The 18,957-nt window shown below is 42.8% G+C and carries 11 protein-coding genes; 1 reads left to right on the top strand and 10 read right to left on the bottom strand.

Translation table 11 applies throughout. From position 1 onward, the window contains the following. Positions 1–9: 9 nt before the first annotated feature. From PTUN_RS07940 to glk, 4 genes are all read right to left on the bottom strand, one after another. Positions 10–633: a bifunctional 4-hydroxy-2-oxoglutarate aldolase/2-dehydro-3-deoxy-phosphogluconate aldolase gene (locus PTUN_RS07940; RefSeq protein ID WP_009839719.1), complete on the bottom strand. Its 624-nt coding sequence runs from the start codon at positions 631–633 to the stop codon at positions 10–12. A gap of 33 nt (positions 634–666) precedes the next feature. After that, positions 667–2,532: a phosphogluconate dehydratase gene (gene edd / locus PTUN_RS07935; protein ID WP_009839718.1), complete on the bottom strand. Its 1,866-nt coding sequence runs from the start codon at positions 2,530–2,532 to the stop codon at positions 667–669. Positions 2,533–2,857: 325 nt separating this feature from the next. Beyond that, positions 2,858–3,877, bottom strand: coding sequence for a LacI family DNA-binding transcriptional regulator (locus tag PTUN_RS07930; protein WP_009839717.1), 1,020 nt, complete (start codon positions 3,875–3,877; stop codon positions 2,858–2,860). Between the two features lie 43 nt (positions 3,878–3,920). After that, a complete protein-coding gene (gene glk / locus PTUN_RS07925) occupies positions 3,921–4,904 on the bottom strand; it encodes a glucokinase (RefSeq protein ID WP_009839716.1) in 984 nt (327 codons plus the stop codon). Between the two features lie 286 nt (positions 4,905–5,190). Between glk and PTUN_RS07920 the strand changes: the two genes are divergently transcribed. Beyond that, positions 5,191–6,210, top strand: coding sequence for a LacI family DNA-binding transcriptional regulator (locus PTUN_RS07920; RefSeq protein WP_009839715.1), 1,020 nt, complete (start codon positions 5,191–5,193; stop codon positions 6,208–6,210). A gap of 230 nt (positions 6,211–6,440) precedes the next feature. Here the strand turns inward: PTUN_RS07920 and PTUN_RS07915 are convergent, their stop codons facing one another. The 6 genes from PTUN_RS07915 to PTUN_RS07890 all read right to left on the bottom strand — a co-directional run bounded on the left by PTUN_RS07915 (position 6,441) and on the right by PTUN_RS07890 (position 18,727). After that, on the bottom strand, positions 6,441–8,864 hold the full coding sequence (locus PTUN_RS07915; RefSeq protein WP_009839714.1) for a glucan 1,4-alpha-glucosidase: 2,424 nt from the start codon (positions 8,862–8,864) through the stop codon (positions 6,441–6,443). A gap of 10 nt (positions 8,865–8,874) precedes the next feature. Then, on the bottom strand, positions 8,875–10,365 hold the full coding sequence (locus tag PTUN_RS07910; RefSeq protein ID WP_009839713.1) for an MFS transporter: 1,491 nt from the start codon (positions 10,363–10,365) through the stop codon (positions 8,875–8,877). Continuing rightward, complete coding sequence (locus PTUN_RS07905; RefSeq protein ID WP_009839712.1) at positions 10,365–12,275, bottom strand: alpha-amylase family protein; 1,911 nt, start codon at positions 12,273–12,275, stop codon at positions 10,365–10,367. The genes PTUN_RS07910 and PTUN_RS07905 overlap by 1 nt, the downstream gene beginning before the upstream one ends. A gap of 106 nt (positions 12,276–12,381) precedes the next feature. After that, positions 12,382–14,226, bottom strand: coding sequence for a glycoside hydrolase family 13 protein (locus tag PTUN_RS07900; RefSeq protein WP_040644230.1), 1,845 nt, complete (start codon positions 14,224–14,226; stop codon positions 12,382–12,384). A gap of 31 nt (positions 14,227–14,257) precedes the next feature. Continuing rightward, a complete protein-coding gene (locus tag PTUN_RS07895) occupies positions 14,258–15,754 on the bottom strand; it encodes a tryptophan halogenase family protein (RefSeq protein WP_009839709.1) in 1,497 nt (498 codons plus the stop codon). 186 nt (positions 15,755–15,940) lie between these two features. Then, positions 15,941–18,727, bottom strand: a complete 2,787-nt coding sequence (locus PTUN_RS07890; protein WP_009839708.1) for a TonB-dependent receptor — start codon at positions 18,725–18,727, stop codon at positions 15,941–15,943. Positions 18,728–18,957 lie beyond the last annotated feature (230 nt).

Genomic DNA, 18,957 nt, shown 5'->3' with positions numbered 1-18,957 from the left:
TCATTCCCCTTATCTATTTAATTCGTAAGCTTGACGCGCAAGTGTTTCAATTGCAGACCAATCTTTGTTTGCAATTAAGGTTTTATCTAACATCCATGTGCCACCTACACATACAACGTTAGGCAAAGCTAAATAATTTGGTGCTGTTGCTAAACTTATGCCACCTGTTGGGCAAAATTTAACTTGTGGTAATGGGCCATGGATTGACTTCAACATAGCAGTTCCCCCTGCAGCTTCTGCCGGGAAAAACTTTAAAAATTTAAATCCGTGCGCAGCAAGTTTCATGACTTCGCTAGGTGTTGCCGCTCCAGGTAAAAAAGGCGTATCGCAATTGGCAGCAAGTGCTAATAATTCATCATTTACACCAGGACTAACCATAAAATCAGCGCCCGCTTCGATCGACGCTTCAAATGTTTCACGGTTAATCACTGTACCAGTACCCACATAAGCATCGGGCAAAGCTTGTTTCATTAGTTTAACTGCTTGCGCTGCAACAGGTGTACGCAAGGTAATTTCTAAGGCACGTAGGCCGCCGTTGTATAATGCTTGAGCCAAAGGCACTGCATCATCCAAATTATCAATTACAACAACAGGTACAACAGGTGCTGAACGTAAAATATTTTCAATACTCATTTTTATTATCCTTATTAAATTTCAACACGCTGTTTATTTGTTTTCTGGGTAAATCAAACCAAATGCACTGGCACCAAGGTCTGCGCTACTCACTGTATTTCTAAAACCGGCAAATAACTCACGTCCAGTGCCAAACGTATTCGTTTGCACACTAAATTGAGCTTCACGCGCTGCTAATTCTGCCTCACCAACATGTACAATTAATGAACCATTTGGTGCATCTAAGGTAATTAAATCGCCTTCACGGATTTTAGCAATCACACCACCTTCTATGGCCTCTGGTGCTAAGTGAATGGCAGCTGGTACTTTGCCTGATGCGCCCGACATACGTCCGTCAGTCACAATGGCCACCTTAAAACCTTTATCTTGTTGCGAGGCCATAATTGGCGTTAATTTGTGCAGCTCAGGCATGCCTTTAGCTTTTGGACCTTGCTCTTTAATAACCGCAATGAAATCAGTTTCTAGTTCACCGCGTGCAAACGCAGCTTGTAAACCTGATTGTGAATCAAATACTTTGGCAGGTGCGGTAACAACTTGATGCTCTTTGGCAACCGCTGAGACTTTAATTACTGCTTGCCCTAAATTGCCTGTTAATAGCTGCAAACCACCTTGTGGGCTAAATGCGTCAGAAACTGAACGAAGTACTTCAGGATCGAGCGAATCTGCTGGGCAATCTACCCATTTTATTTTCGCAGGACCTTGCTCAGTCGTCATAATTAAGCTGCTATCAGATGCAATCATTGGCTCTGTGGTGTAAGCATCAAGCCCTTCACCTAAAATTGTTTTAACATCGTTATGTAAAAAACCAGCCGAACGTAGTTCACGCATTAAATAACCCATACCACCCGCCGCTTGGAAGTGATTTACATCTGCATGACCATTAGGATAAATGCGCGCAAGCAGTGGGACTACTTCCGATAAATCTGACATGTCTTTCCAAGTCAGCTCAACGCCCGCTGCTTTTGCAATCGCCACCAAGTGAATGGCATGATTAGTTGAACCACCCGTTGCAAGTAAACCAACTAAGCCATTGATAATGGTTTTTTCAGATATAACTTCGGCTAAGCATGGTGCATTTTTTGAGTCTATGAGTTGCTCAAGCATGGTTTGAACTGCGTGCGCTGTTAAGCCCTCACGCAAATCTGTATATGGATTAACAAATGAGCTACCTGGCAAATGCAGACCCATAATTTCCATCAGCATTTGATTACTGTTAGCTGTACCGTAGAAAGTACAAGTACCTGCACTGTGATACGACGCACTTTCTGCCGCTAACAACTCTTCACGACCTACTTTACCTTGCGCAAATTGTTGTCTTACACGCGCTTTTTCTTTATTTGGTAAACCCGACTGCATTGGGCCTGCAGGTAAAAACATGGTAGGTAAATGGCCAAACGATAACGCGCCAATCAATAGGCCTGGTACAATTTTGTCACACACGCCTAAACAAAACACACCATCAAATACATCGTGTGATAACGAGATTGCAGTCGACATGGCAATCACATCACGTGAAAACAATGATAACTCCATACCGTCACGACCTTGCGTAACGCCGTCACACATTGCTGGCACACCGCCTGCGACTTGTGCAGTTGAATTATATTTTTTGGCGATATTTTTAATTAAATCTGGGTAATCTTTGTAAGGTACATGCGCAGAAAGCATGTCGTTGTATGAATTGATGATGGCAAGGTTTGGTTGAATATCGTCTTTTAATAAATCTTTTTCGTCTTTGCTGCATGCTGCCATGACATGAGCAAGATTGCCACATCCTAAACCGGCTCTAACTCGTGTTTGGGATTTAGCGTAATTAATTCTGGCCATATAGGCGTCGCGAGTCGCTTTGCTTCGGAGAATGACACGTTCAGTAACTTCTTGAATACGAGGATGCAGCATAAAATTCAACTCTTTTTGATTTAAGGATAAAAGGCTCAGTACCGACTCACTAGACTCCAGGGCGAGTCACAGTACTGAGCGCATTTTGATTTACCCGTTCAAAGGTTCGGTATTAAGTTGCGTCTCTCACAATCACAACCTGACACCGGTGTCACAGTATTAACTCATAATTCTGACACCGGTGTCAACCATCTCATTTAAATTTAGTCTATTTTTTTTATTTAGCCAATTTGGTTGGGAGGTTTCATGAAATTGTCAAATAACAGGGATAAAAAAAGCATCCGATTAAGATGCTTTTTATACCAATAAAATCAATGAGATAATCTTAGCTAGATCGATAAGGGCCCGTTGATTCGCGCGTGATCAAACGTGCAGGTAAATTCTCTTGATAATTTTCTAATTCTGGATTTTTGATTTGTTCGATTAATTTAGTCACCGCAATATGTGTCATTTGCTCAACGGGCTGAGCAATGGTTGTCAACCCAGGCCAAATATGGCGAGCAATGGGCGCATTATCAAACCCAGCAATCGATAAATCATGCGGTACAGATAACTTTAACTGTGAGGCCACCTTTAAAACTGCTGCAGCCATGTAGTCATTTGATGCAAATACAGCGGACGGACGAGGTGTTAAATTTAAAATTCGCCGTGCACTGTCTTCCCCTGAGTGATAACTAAAGTTACCTTCATCAATTAAAGACTCTTTAAATGGCAAACCACTTTCTTCAAGTGCTTGTTTATACCCAAGTAACCGTTGCTCAGTCGCACTATGATCAGGATGACCTTTGATAAAGGCAATTTCGGTATGACCAAGAGAAATTAGGAGCTTGGTAATTTCATAAGCAGCATAACCATCGTTACTCCCAATCGAAATAGAATCATCTTCAAGTAACACGGAGGCAACGCGGGAATACGGAATTTTTTTCGCTTTAAGAAAATCAACTAACGGCTTTTGATCCGAAAAAGGAGGGGTTAAAACAATGCCATCGAGCTGAGAAGTATGGAGCAAGGTATCAATGTTATCTAACAACGCCTGCCCCCTTAACTCACAAGGATGGATCAATAAGTTGTATTGTTGTTCTTGGCAAGCTGCAAGTGCGCCTGTTTGCACACGAGTAATGTAACTTTTACTTGGATTATCATAAAGACATCCAATAATAAAACTACGATTATTAGCCAAACCACGAGCGATAGGATTTGGTTTATAATCAAGCTCTTTAAATGCAGCTAATACTTTTTCACGTGTTGCGTCACTAACATTAGCTTCATTATTTAAAACCCGTGAAACTGTTTTTTTAGACACACCAGCGTGTTTAGCCACACTATTTATCGTAATTTTTTCCATCACTGCTCTCTAAAATGGGCAATACCATTGCCCAAATCCATAATTAGTGCACCAACAAACTCGCTGCTGCTCCAATAAATGGAATATTGTCCTGTGTTACCAGCGTCACCGGAATGTCTTGTACGTAATGCGTCATAATCCCTTTTTGCACAAAACGCTGACTAAAATCACAATGCAATAATACCTCTTGCATGCGTGGTAATATGCCACCACCAATAAATACGCCGCCTCGTGCGCCAAACGTCAAGGCTAAATCCCCTGCGACACTGCCAATCCACTCACAAAATTGCACTAAGGTTTTATGGCAAATATCACTTTGCCCTGATAAAGCAAGCTGACTAATATCTGCTGCTGTATAGGGTTCAACAGGTAAATTATTGACCTTGGCCATGGCACGATATAAACGCTCAAGTCCGGCACCTGAAAAGACATTTTCTACCGAAACATGGCTTACTTCTTTATTAATTTCAACCAACAATTGACGCTGTAAATCGGTAACCGCCGCCAAGCTAATATGCCCAGCTTCACAGCTAAGAACGGTACGAGACTCACCATTAAAGACTAATGCAGCGGCGCCAAAACCCGTTCCCGGCCCCATAACAGCGATATTCGCATTTTGTTCTGGTGTACCTGCTTTTACCAGCAAATTTTGTTCAGCTTGTAAATACGGTGCGGCATAAGCAAAAGCGGCAAAATCATTAATGACTTTAAGTTGACTCAATTGAAATTGGCTTTGTAATTCTGTAAGCGTGAAACACCAACCTAAATTGGTTAAGTTTACCGTTTGGCCTTTCATTGGACCTGCGACAGCCAGTGCTGCACGTTGAGGTTGTGCAAAAGGTAGCGCTTGGATATATGCAGCTAATAAAGATTGCATTGAATCAAATTGCGCACTGACAAAGGTCTGGTGGTGTGCAATAACAAACTGTGAACTTGTTGCATCAAAATCAGTGACCACAGCAAATCGGGCGTTGGTTCCACCGATATCCGCGACAATGATAGGCTCAAATTTAGTGATACCACTCATAGTGTTTCTCTCTATTGATAGCGCTTAGCTAATGTATCGATTATGCTACCCTTTTATTATCTTGACTAAGACGCTTAAGTCACACTAGGTTTAACTTCTCGCTACAAAAAGTGAAACGGTGCAAAGTAATAGGGTATTCTTTTTAGATTGACAACAAATCAATAAAACTGCCACATTATGACACCGGTGTCAGGTATATTTCAATAAATAACATGAATTCTATTGATATAATATGCAAAAAAACTTTTAATCTGAGCCGTCTGGCCAATTTTACTCAGGAAAACTCATGAAAGGTAAAGCAACGTCGTTTGACATTGCCCATTATGCTGGTGTCTCGCAATCTACCGTATCTCGGGCATTGCGTAATAGCCCATTAGTGAATGAAGAAACCCGAAAAAAAGTACAGGAAGTTGCAAAACAACTCAACTACAAAGTTGATAAAAATGCCAGTAACCTCAGAACGCAGCAAAGCAGCACGCTCGCGTTACTTTTATTTGAAGATCCCACAGCTGATGACTCGCAAATTAATCCGTTCTTTTTAGCCATGCTTGGCAGCATCACCCGTGCTTGCGCACGAGCGGGTTATGACTTATTGGTATCGTTTCAACAAGCCTCTGAAGATTGGCATGCCGATTATGAAGATAGCCACCGTGCCGATGGCTTGATTTTACTTGGCTATGGTGACTTTATTGATTACCAAGAAAAGCTCGACAAATTGATGAGCACCGCCACCCATTTTGTCTGTTGGGGTGCACAAGTAGCCGGACATCCTGACTTATCACTGAGTTGCGATAATGAACAAGGCGGCCGTTTAGCCGCCGAGCACCTGATTTCACTTAATCGAACACACTGCGCCTTTATTGGCGATGCATCAGAGCACAGTCCTGAATTTAATGCGCGTTTTAACGGTTTTAAAGGTGTGTTTACTGAGCACGGTTTTACCATAGATAATCGAAAAATAGCGAATGCGATTTCAACCGATGAGTCGGGCTATCACGCTACAAAGTCATTGATCAGCAATAATGTGCAATTTAATGCCTTGTTTGCAGCCAGTGATTTGATTGCTATTGGCGCCATTCGTGCACTAAAAGAAGCCAATTTGCGGGTACCGGAAGATGTTGCCGTGATCGGGTTTGACGATATTCCGATGGCCTCTTTTATTAATCCCCCCCTGACTACGATTTCTCAAAGTACCTCAAAAGCAGGAGAAATGCTGGTTGAAAACCTGCTTAAACTCATTGCCGGCCAACCGGTTGAACATAAAGTATTACTGCCAGAATTAGTGATCAGACAGTCATGCCACTAGAAGGTATATCTATACCCTATGTATTTCAATATGCTCGTAGGCGGCAAGCACCTGAATCCTCATGAGCATAGAGGTACTATGTGATTGAGGTGAAGGCGCGCGGCCAACACCCGAGCATCTTGAAAGGCGACGGGTATATTGCCTGATGTCCGACTGCTTTAACAATATAACAATAAAAAAACCTGCAACTTTGCAGGTTTTTTATTGTTAACCTAATTGGCTCAATTCAATTATTGTTTTAATTGCTCAGCCACGATTGGGTAATAATCCCATACAGCTTGATCGGTCAGTGATTTTATTAATTTAACGTATTCTGCATGCGTCCAAGCAAGGGGGGTCGCTGAATTTGTGCCTTCACCTGAGGTATAGCCCTGCGGATTAACGCCCACATTGTCCCAGACTTGCTCGGGCAACATCATGCCTTCGTTAGCAAATAGCTCCATCGCTTTAACGTAGTTCAGTTTTAACTGTGACATGGTTTCATCACTCAAGGCTTTTTCACCTGCGACTTGTTTAGCACGCGCTAACTCATAATGACCACGCTCACCGGTAAAAAACGGCCAAACTCGACCACGTTGACCTGGGGTATTCCCACCTGTTGCAGCATAATTACTGCCTGTCGTTTCATCTTCACCGTAACCGTCGTTACCATATCGACGCCAACCGGCAAAGCTGCCCTCCTGCCCTGCAAATTTAAAACTGTACTTAACACGTAAATTCTCAGGTAAGGTTTCATCGTCGTATTCATTTAAGCTGGCAACAACATGACTATCATCAGCACTTCGCACGCCATAACGTACCAATTCTAAGAAGCCGCCATCAAGAATTTGTTTTTTGTCGAGGCCTGTCCGACCGTTATTATCACCAAGCTTACTATCTGAGTTGGCATCTTCGTTTTGATTAATGCGAATATAATAATGACCATCACTGCCCGGTAATGTGCCTTGTGTGGTCACCATTTGCGCTTCAATGTGAGCTGAGTATCCACGAGCGGTTGCTAAATAAAGCGCACTGTTTTGCACATCACCCGCCGCTTTTGCAATATCGGCAGCAGTAATAAGGCCTGCAATAACCGCAGCGGTAGTGGAAGGCGAGTGCCCCGCTTGTTCTTCCCAGCGCTCTTGTTGCGTCATCGGCGGTGTAATGTGAGTATCATTCCATAAAATTTTAGCTCGCCCGCCTTTAACTAAAAAATCAGCGGCAGGTTTAAGCATTTTTTGATACCAGTTAATTAATTCGCTATCGCTTAACTGCTGCGCTTGCCATAGTTTCCATGCCAACATAATTGGCATCGCGGTTTGATCAAGTTGTACCCCAACCCATTCAAGCTCACCATCAACATGGGTTTTTTGTAAGAACCACCCCGTATCGCCACCATTACCTGGGGTATTGGCTGATACTTGTACTTTTTCTAGGTATTCAAACGCAATTTTTGCCGTTTCGTTATCACCCAGGGCTAAAAACGCCATAGCGACTTGATAAAAATCGCGTACCCAAACCGCTTTATACCCTGTTGATCCTTCAATGGCTTTTACGGTATCACCCCACGGATTAGACAATGATGCAATCACGGCACCTGCATGAGTTTTATCTTCTTGTGCTTTTAATACCAAGGCGCTGGTGTAGAGCAACTTGCCATTATCAGTAGTTTGATTCGTCATGTTATTCAGTGGCTTAAGGCTCGCTAAATAATCTTGCCAACCGATAAAGTCGCCTTCGCCATTGTATTCACTCAACGTGGCGTCATAACCGCGTTTTAACGTAGCATTTGCGCTCTTTAAACTGGATTCTTTGCTTTTACCAAAGCTCAGTACTAAATCAAATTGAGTGGGAGCTGCGCCTTTAGCAGCAACACTGCCAAGTTCGGCAAATAAGCTGACATTGCCAGGCGTGCTTCCCGTTTGTTGATAAAGATTATTAAGCGCATCTGTCTCTTGTAATTGTGTCAGACCATCAGAGATCCCAGTAAAACCAACCATGGCGTGTTTAAACCCACTGGCCGCTTTAAGCGTAATTACGTTATCGCCTTCCCATGCCACTAATGCGCCGTTTTCAACCGCCGCACTGTCGCCTACGCCATTGTTATTAACATACGGATTAGCCGAGACATACGCCGTTAATGGGCCTGAAAAGCTCTCAATAACCACACGGACAAACAAGCTTTGATCGCTTGGGTCGGTAAAAACATGCTTTTCAATTTTAAAGCGCCCCTGTTTATCCAGCGTGGTAATTTTGTAGGCCAGCGATTGTGGACGTCCTTGTTCATCGGTCGATAAATACTCAATGGTATCAGTGGTATCATCGCGCTCTGTTGCGATAAAATCAGCACCTTTGACTACAAACTGCATATCTTTAATTTGCGCTTGGTGAATTAAACCAAACATGGTCTCGGTGATAAGGCCTTGTGCGATGCTAAACCATACTTTTGATACCGCTTTAGTGGGAGCATTATCGCTATATTGACCATTAAGATATTGCTCAAAAGACGTACCAATCCCAGTTTTACCTGAATAAGCCCAATAAGGGGTCACACCTGGCGCACCGGTCGCGATAGGCACTGTCACAACTGGCGCTTCAGCCTGACTTGGTTGCTTATTGCAACCCATTAATGAGGCCGCTAAAACCGACAGTGCTAACGTTGACATTACTTTCATCTTCATACCCTTATTGATTTTGATACTTGACACGCAGCATACAGGCCGCTGCGATTAAAAATGACAGACCACCGAGTAACAAAGCGTAAATAGCTTGGCCTTGAAACAAATTTTTCACTAACACACCTAAAATACTCGCTGCAAGTAACTGTGGAATAACAATAAAAAAGTTAAAAATCCCCATGTACACGCCCATTTTAGCGCTGGGTACTTGGCTGCTGAGTAGCGCATACGGTAACGATAAAATCGACGCCCACGCAAAACCAATACCAACCATGCTGAGTAACAACAGTTGTGGGTCATTAATGATTAAAAAAGACATTAAACCAAGCGCACCTAGACCAAGGTTCAGCATATGAGTGGCTTTTAAGCCCATTCGTTTAACACAAACCGGAATAACCACCGCAGCTAAGGCTGCAAAACCATTATAAGCGGCAAATAAGATACCGACCCAGTCAGCGCCATCGTTGAACAATTGGCTGGTTGCATCGCTCGAACCATAATGATAACTGGTGACCGCCGAGGTGGTGTAAATCCACATCGCAAATAACGCAAACCAGCTAAAAAATTGCACCCACGCCAGTTGTTTCATCGCCTCTGGCATAGTGAATAAATCGCCCATCACATGATAAAACCCATTGTCTGTTTTTGCGCTTTGGCCCATTTTTTTAGCGAGCAATTGCATAGCAGTAAACAGAGCCAAACCAATACCCGCTAAATAGAGTTCTTTTTCTAATTCAAATACAAACACACTGGCTAAAATGGCCAGCGCAATAGCGCCATTACGTACTAAACCTTGAGTAAAAATAGTCGGTTTTACGCTTGCGTGAACTGGGCTATCTTGTTCTGCTTGCTCAAAGTGCGCGAGTTCTTGCGGGCTATATTCTTTGGTTTTAATAATGGTCCAACCGACTGCAATAAACAGCACTGCCGCACCAAAATAAAAGGAGAACTTCACCGAGTCTGGTATTTGGCCCTCTGGCGCCACGTTACTGATCTCAAACCAGTTGGTCATCATCCACGGCAATGCCGATGCCACCACAGCGCCAATGCCAATAAAAAAGCTTTGCATGGCAAACCCAGTTGCGCGTTGTTTTTTCGGTAAATTATCGCCCACTAAAGCACGAAACGGTTCCATCGTGACATTGATTGAGGCATCCATAATCCACAACATGCCCGCAGCAATCCAAAGCGTGGGCGAATTGGGCATAATCACTAATGCCAGTGTTGTTAAAATGGCACCCCATAAAAAATAAGGACGACGGCGCCCCAATTTCCCCCAGGTTTTATCACTCATATAACCAATGATAGGCTGCACAATTAAGCCTGTGAGCGGCGCAGCAATCCACAAAATCGGGATATCATCAATCGATGCCCCAAGGGTTTGAAAAATTCGGCTAACATTGCCATTTTGCAAGGCAAAACCAAACTGGATCCCAAGAAATCCAAAACACATATTCCAAATTTGCCAAAATGACAATTGGGGTTTTTGATCTGCCATTATTTACCCTTATTTTTTAGTTGTAGTTCTAATACGGCACTATCAAGTGGCGCCAAATGAATGCCAAATTCAGCTTGACCTTGTTTTACGCTCAGCACACTTTGGTAAAAACCAAGGATATCTTTAAGCTGATATTCACCATCTGGCAGCTGCCATTTGGCGATTAACGCTTGTAAACCAGAGACCTGTACCGATTGAGCCTCTGATTTAGAAAAATTACTGATCACCAATAACTGCTGCTCATTTGTAAAGCGACTAAAGAGCAATACATTGCGTTTGTCGCTGGCAGGCAGGTCAGTAATAAATTGATTAAGCGCTACGTATTGGCCTTGTGAAATAGCAGGTAGAGGCGAAAGACCAAGTAATGTACGATAAAACCCGAGCAACTGGCGCTCATCGCTACTTGATTGGCCTGCATCAAATAAACCATTATTCATTACTCTTTGATGGGCTGGTACGCCAATATAATCAAAAATACTGGTGCGGCTCAGCTTGCCAAACCCTGCATTTTCAGCGCCCTTCTCACCAACTTCTTGACCAAAATACAGCATGGTTGGTGCAGTGCCTATCAAGGTTGACACCACCATCGCGGGCTTGCCTAACTGTGCATCACCGGCAAACTCAGGGCTTGCAATGCGTTGCTCATCGTGATTTTCTAAAAAGTGCATTAAATGCGGTTCGATATCAGCAACACTTTGATACACGTCAATTAAATCTTGGCTTGGCTGCATACCTTGCATCATGCCTTTTAAGGTGTCGTAAAACCCTACTTTGTCGTACAAGTAATCCATTTTGCCAAGCTGAATATAAGGACGATATAAATCTGGGTTATACACTTCGGCTAAAATAAACGCATTGGGATTTTTCATCTTGATGGCGGAATTTAAAAAACTCCAAAACTCAACCGGCACCATTTCGGCCATGTCATAACGAAAACCATCAACGCCCTTATCTAACCAGTAATAGGCAATATCGCGAAATTTATACCAAGAGTCAGGTAATTGATGTTGTTGCCAAAAAGCGTAATGAGCTTGATATGACTGAGTGGCGAACTGCGCAGGTAATAGGGGAAAATCATAACTGCCGTCGGGTTTAACACCATAATTCACTTTAACGGTTTCATACCAGTCGTGAAAATGCGGCTGCGCTTGACGCGCACCATTGCCAGTCCATTTAGCCGGAAACTCATTAAATTTTCCATCAATTAACGGATGAGCTTGCCCACCTAAGGGTTGATAACCATCAAGTGGCTCTGGCACTGCAAAGGCTTGCCCAGGCACATAATAAAAGTTGTTATTTTTACTGTATTCGAGGCTTGTCTTGTCATCAGCGCCAAAATCGCGCTGTGCGTTTGGTTTGGAGATTGATTGATAGTTACGTGCGATATGATTGGGCACAATATCAATGACGACTTTTAAATCATGTTGATGCGTGCGCGCAATTAGCGCTTCAAATTCAGCCAAGCGATTGACAGGCTCAAGAGCTAAATCAGGATTTACATTGTAATAGTCTTTTATCGCATAAGGAGACCCTGCGCGGCCTTTAACCACATCGGGGTCGTCATTGCTAATGCCAATATCACTGTAATCGGCGACTAAGGCATGATGCAAAACGCCGGTGTACCACACATGGGTTGTGCCTAATTGTTTAATGTAACCCAGGGCTTTGTCATCAAAATCAGCAAACTTACCAACTCCATTTTGCTCTTTGGTACCCCACGGAATATTGGTGGTATTTTTATTACCAAATAACCGAGTAAATACTTGATATACCACAGGCTTACCTTGAGCAACGCTCGCGGCTTCGCTTGATGGCTCAGGCGGTTTGCTACATGAAGTAAGCGAAACAATTGCCATTAATAGGGCCAATTTTTTTACGGTTTTGTTGTGTTTTGAAGTGTGCTGCGTCATGGGCGCTCATCTTTTTATCATTCTGACAAAAATACTAAATGACAACAGCATGAAAGCTCTAGCAATTGCATACGTATTCAGTCTATAAAACACCAGTAATTGCATCTTATTGCTGCAATTGTAACAAGGTAAACGAATTAGGACTCAGTTCAATTGGCTTATCTAAGTCGCCTTTGAGCTCTAACTGCAAGGGTGATTGATAGTGGCGATAACCAATTAAACGCTCATTAAATCGTGACAACTCAAGCGTCAAAGGGCGCGCATTATTATTGAGTATCATCATTAGGCTCTGATCATCGTTATACCTAAAATAAACATATACGCCGTTTTGCGGGCTAAAATGCATCAAGTCGCCTTGGTGCAATACAGCTTGCTGTTTACGGAAATTAAGCAGCTGTGTTAGCCACTGTTGCATGTCCTTTTGGGCGGGTGTCAGGCCTTGGCCTGTAAAAGCATTGACGGTGTGATGGGCAAAACCACCGGGAAAATCAGCCCTTATCACCCCATGAGCATCACTTGGGGTATTATCGAGTAATATTTCACTGCCGTAATAAAGCTGAGCTATACCACGAGTGGTTAACAAGAGGCCAAGCGCCATTTTAGTTTTTGCCACATCTTGTTTTAACGAGGTAAATACCCGACTCATGTCGTGATTGTCGGCAAAAACCAGCAATTTTTCAGGATGCGGGTAAAGAAAATCATTCGCTAATGATTGATAGATTTTTATCAGCCCAGTGTTCCAACTCTCGGGTTCTTGTAAGCCTTCAATCACAGCTTGTTGTAATGAAAAATCCATCACACTGGGCAAATATGACTCATAACCATCGTGGTTGTGCTTACCTTGCTGCCAATAGCTGGCAATGGCTGGGTTAGTACTCCACTCCTCACCGACAATGCCTAACTGTGGGTATTCATCAAGCAAGGCTTTGGTCCACTCGGTTAAAAATGTTTTATCTGAATACGAATAGGTATCGACCCGAATGCCCGATAAATCAGCATATTCAACCCACCAAATCGCATTTTGAATTAAGTACTGTGCCAAAAGTGGCTGGCGCTGATTTAAATCGGCCATGTCAGGTACAAACCAACCATCACTAAACGCACGTTTATCATTACTGCTTGCATGAGGGTCTTGAATGGTTTGCCTTGCATGACTGGTAGCGCTAAATTGGCCTAAATGAGTTTTCGGATTAAGCCAATCGGGCGTTGGCGGCGCACTGACCCACCAGTGGTGACTGCCGCTATGATTGAGCACCATATCCATCACTAAACCCATGCCTTGTTTTTGAGCGAGTAACGACAACGTTCTGTACGCTTCATTTGACCCCATCCGACCATCAACCTGATAAAAATCAGTAATCGCATAACCATGATACGAGTATTTAGGATGATTGTTTTCAAGAACCGGAGTCAGCCACAATTGTGTTACCCCTAATTGGGCTAAATAATCAAGGTATTGAATAATGCCGGCAATATCGCCGCCGTGGCGTCCATCGGGATCTGTTGGGGTTACACCTTCAAGTAAATTGGCTTGGGTATCATTGCTAACATCACCGTTGGCAAATCTATCGGGATTAATTAAATAAATCACATCTGAGTTATCAAATCCTTTTCTAGCAGCACTTGCCTTTTTACGTGCGCCAAGGGCATAACTAAGAATACTCTCCTGACCGTCTGGCCAAGTGACCTTAAACTGTAATTGACCCGTTGCCGCGCCTTCATTAATTAGTAAATTAACAAATAAATAATCCGAATTGGCCACCGATTGCTGCGATAGCATTTTAACGTTTGGGTATTGCTGTAATTGAATCGTCGCAGCACCAATATCTTTGCCGCGAAGCAATAATTGTAACTTAGGCTGCGCCATGCCCACCCACCACATGGGTGGCTCAACAATCACTTCAACCGAACTAGCAAACACTCGAAAAATACACAGCCAATAAAGGGCCATGCCAATCATTATTTTGGGCACTGATTGACTCCTAATGCGCTATTTGAGCTAAAAAATCGCTGTGGCTAACAATACCTGCCACATTATGATCTACTAAGGTTTTAAGGTTTTCCATGAGCTCACTTAATTGTAGAGGGCTTAGCATGGTAGCAATCGGATGGATATCAGCAGGCACTAGATTTTGCCCTAGCATCACTTGCTGCCAGGCAATTTCGGTAAACAATTCGTCTTGCTCACGAAATACTTTGCCCGACTGGGCAAACAGCGCGATTTTTTGCGCCAAAGTGTGGGGTATCTCCATGCGCTGACACGCTTGCCAAAAAGGGCTATCCACTTTTTGATTTACCTTGTAATGCAAAATGATGAAGTCGCGCATTTGCTCAGCTTCAACCTGAGCTTGGCGATTAAATTCGCTCACTTCAGCATCTTTAATGCCAAAGTGTGGAAAAAACTTTATTAAACGGGTTGCTGCGGTTTGAATAAGGTGAATATTGGTCGATTCCAACGGCTCAAAGAAGCCATTTGATAAGCCAATGGCCACCACATTTTTATGCCATTGTTTGCGTCTGCGTCCGGTTTTAAAGGCGATGATTTTAGGCTCGCCCAATGGCTTGCCATCAAGGCTATTTAGTAATTGCGCTTTTGCAGCCTCATCACTTAAATATTTACTCGAATACACTAACCCATTCCCTGTGCGATGTTGCAAAGGTATGCGCCACTGCCAACCACAACTGTGTGCCGTTGAGCGGGTATAAGGCACAATTGGTTCAACTTTTTCACACGGCACCGCAACAGCGCGGTCGCACGGTAACCAATGTGAATAGTCCTCAAAGCCTGTATTAAGGGTTTGTTCAATCAACAAGGCTTTTAACCCTGTGCAGTCAATAAATAAATCACCGTAAAGATGTTCGCCATTGGCTAAGCATAAGTGGCTCACATCACCATTGTTTTGATTGACCACCACCTCAGTCACTTTACCTTCGAGGCGTTTAACCCCTAAACCTTGGCTAAATTCGCTTAACAGCCCTGCATACAGTCCCGCATCAAAATGATACGCATATTCAAGGCCTTGAATATTTGTGCTTGCTATTTTTTGACTGGGGCCAAATTTCCCAGCCATTGCGGCTTGGTAATTTAGCGAAAAATCCCAAAAGTCACTGTTGCCGCCTTGTTGTTTGCTTTGCAGCCATAAATGATGAAAGTCACAAAAAGGTAGACTTTTGCCAATGCCACCAAAGGCATGCATATAACTGTCGCCAAGTTGGCCCCAATCATTAAATTCAATACCGAGTTTAAAGGTACCTTTAGTGTGGGCTAAAAAGGTTTTTTCGCTGATCCCAAGGGCGTTATTTAATTGCACAATCGGCGGAATAGTCGCTTCGCCGACGCCGATAGTACCAATTTCATCGGATTCGACTAAGGTAATATTGATTACACGACCAAGCACTTTCACTAGTAAAGCTGCGGTGATCCAGCCGCTTGTGCCGCCGCCAACAATCACAACATTACTTATTTTTGTTGGTGTCATGATGATCTCCTTAATAAAATGATGAAATAATTAGCAGCATTGCAATAGACTCAATTAACTTAAAACTATTGCAATGCTTATATAGCCAAACCGCCTCAAGATGCGATTTTCAGTTGGTTTGGCTATAAATAAAAGCCCTTGAAATCAAAAACTTCAAGGGCTTTAAATAACATTGGATAAATCAAATTAGAACTTGTAGCTCACGCCTAACAAATAAGTACGGCCATAATCTTGGTAGTCACGTACTTGAAGCTTGTTATCACCACTTAAGGAGGTGAAAGGTTCTTCAGTTATATTTTGTACTTGGAACGACACAGTTAAGCCTTGTAACGCTTGAACTTGTGACTCTTCAAAGCTATAACCAATTTGCGCATCCCAAATGGTTTCGCCTAAGATATCAACTTGTTGTGAGTCAAAACCAAGGCCATAAACATCACCTTTAAAATCACTACGTTTGCGCATGCTGACACGCGATTGAATACCGTAGTTTTCATAATAAAGTGTAAAGCTCTGAATTTGGTCTGATAAGCCCGGTAATTCAAACTCATTACCTTTTTGGTCTTCCATATCCGAGTTAATACCGGTATGGCTGGCCATAATACCAAACCCTTCGAGTGACTCATCAATCAATTTGAATGGGAAAGTAACCGCAAGCTCATAACCCCATAAAGTACCGCCACCGCCATTGACTTTACCAGAACCTGTACCTGTTGAATGAGGTGGGATCTCGCCAGTTGCCGGAACAGCGACGCCTGTCATGTCCACTTCATAGGCACCATCAAAGATCCATTGATTTAAATCTTTGTGGAAGAAGGCTGCAGAGAAATAACCTTCATCTGAGAAGTAGTTTTCATATGATAAATCAATGCCTGTCGCTTCTTTTGGCTCTAGTAAAGTATTACCACCACTTACTATCCAGTAGTTGCCATTATCGTCTGGTTTAGTTTTGTAGTCTGCATCAATCGACGCATTCATGTCATCCATGCGAGCACGAGAAATAGTCTTCGCCACACCAAAACGCAGAGACTGTTCATCATCTAACTTCAACACTAAGTTTAAGCTTGGTAATAAATGTGAATAACTGTGTTCCATATCTGTTGGTGAAGCCAACACTAGACCCGCACTGTTAGTTGTAAATGCTGAACCTTGCGACGATTGCTCAGTATGCACATAACGTAAGCCCGCACCACCGGTTAGCGCTAAACCGGCCACTTCGGTATTGATGTCTGCTTGCACAAACGCAGACGTAATTTTTTCTTTAACAGTCCATGATTTAGTCGCATGCTTTGTATCGGTTAAACTTTCCGCCAGCAGCGTGTAATAACCATCATCAATTAAGCCTTTTGAATCATAGGCAATCATGTCGCCCATACCGATAAAATCAAGTGACACTGAACCTAAACGATATTCTTCTGGCACTACAATCGTATCTGGGAACGATTTAAGCGTCATGAAGTAACCTTCTGATACTTTTTGCTTTTCACGTTCACGACGTGAAACACCGTAGGTTAATGCACTGATAAAATCAGACTCAATCACTTGTGTTGCAGCAAATTTAATCGCTTTTAATTCATCATCAATATTTGGTGTATTAATAAAGCCATCTTGACCTGTATCTTTAAGCGGCGTGTCCTTTATGCCTAAACTTTCGTTCAGTGCCGAGCTACCACCCCAACTAAGCGGACCACCTAATTGAATTAAGTTGTAATCGCTATAATCAAGTTGATGAGTAAACATTGCACCTGTATTGCCTGAGTTAAACTGATAACCAATGTTATCTGCAATACCTACGGCACTACCACGCCCTGTACCCGAGTAGCTTTCCATACTCCAAATTTTGCGTTCTACTTTTGAATAGCTGACATCAAGGTCTAAAGACCACGTATCATTCACTTGGTACTCAGTATTTAAACCAAATGATTTAAGTGTTGCGTCACGCTCTTCGTGATCATTGCGCACCACAACACGCTCGCCTTCAGTTAACGCACTGGTGACAAAACCTGTTGCTGGATCAACGGTCGCATTCTCTTCTTTAATTGAACCTTGACCCCATGCAAATGGAATTTCAATCCCACGCAATGTTTTGGTATCTAAGAAATCTACATAAAGCGCATCGAAGGTCAGTTTTAATTTATCGGTTGGAGCCGCTTCAACAACTAGCATCACAGAATCACGTTCAAGTTCTGACGAACGTACAAATGGTTTAGCACCACCTAAAATAGAAAGTGGTTTTCCATTGTGGGTAAACTCAGGGTAACCCCAAGAATTCCAACGTTTTTCTTGGTTTGGCGACGACATGCTTGAATAAGCAAATGCCACACCTAAGGTATTATCAGCAAACTGGTCAACGTACGAAAAAGTACCACGAAAGCCAGAGTCTTCGCCATCTGGGTTAAGCTTATCAAAACTTGTTTGTTCAAACTGGGTATTGATTTGCACTGTTTGGCCGTCTTTTGATAACGGTTTAATGGTTTGCATATCAATTACACCGGCAATGCCTTCACCTTCAAGTGTCGCATTGGGTGTTTTATACACAGTCACACCGCTCATGATTTCTGATGGGTAGAGGTCAAACTCAACCCCACGGTTGTCACTGATAGAAACTTGTTCACGGCCGTTAAAGGTGGTGCCACTTTCGTTTTCACCAAAACCACGAATTGATACGCGGCTAGCACGACCGTCTAGGCGTTGGGCCGCCAAGCCAGGTAAACGGGCAATTGATTCCGCAATTGATGAATCTGGTAATTTACCGATATCTTCAGCTGAAATCGACTCAACCACGTTTGTTGCAAAACGTTTAACGTTGATTGACTCAACAATACTGCGGCGCATACCACGTACTTCAATAACTTCTACGTTTTCTTGATTGAGCGCTTCGTCTTTTTTCACTTCATCAGCAGCAAATGCTGATAAAGAAGAGAATCCTGCAGAAACAAGTGCCAGTGTTAGCATACTTGGCTTAAATTTAGACATAATGTTTTATCCCGATTGACTATTTTGTAATAGCCCCATGATTGATGCGGTTTAAAGCGTAGCGATTGCACCAATCTGGGTCGCCTTTGTTGTCATTAAAAATAGTAACGCCTACCACATTTGTCATACAACTGACTGCATACGTATTCAAAAAAACAAAGGTGAATTATTTTACACTTTGTTTACACAGAGTAGCTTAAGTGACCGTAATATAAAGGAACACAGCCATG

The sequence above is a fragment of the Pseudoalteromonas tunicata genome, assembly GCF_002310815.1.
Taxonomy (GTDB): domain Bacteria; phylum Pseudomonadota; class Gammaproteobacteria; order Enterobacterales; family Alteromonadaceae; genus Pseudoalteromonas; species Pseudoalteromonas tunicata.
Note: the sequence above shows the minus strand (reverse complement) of the source record. Positions and strands in the feature narration are given on the sequence as shown.